Source organism: Stenotrophomonas genospecies 5, assembly GCF_054473825.1.
Genome location: NZ_JBTMUW010000014.1, coordinates 1 through 206 on the forward strand (window position 1 = coordinate 1; position 206 = coordinate 206).

A 206-nucleotide genomic window follows, 5' to 3' on the forward strand; every position below is an offset into this window, starting at 1 on the left:
TCCTTCGACAGCACGTACACTTCGCCTTCGAACTCGGTGTGCGGGGTGATCGAACCCGGCTTGGCCAGAACCTGGCCGCGCTCGACGTCGTCACGCTTGGTGCCGCGCAGCAGCAGACCGGCGTTGTCGCCTGCCTGGCCCTGGTCCAGCAGCTTGCGGAACATTTCCACGCCGGTCACGGTGGTCTTCTGGGTCGGACGGATACC

At 65.5% G+C, this 206-nt stretch carries 1 protein-coding gene; it reads right to left on the reverse strand.

The window, feature by feature from the left end; translation table 11 throughout:
- On the reverse strand, positions 1 to 206 hold a 206-nt coding region (locus ACX9OW_RS20765), incomplete at both ends, for an EF-Tu/IF-2/RF-3 family GTPase (protein WP_459062770.1).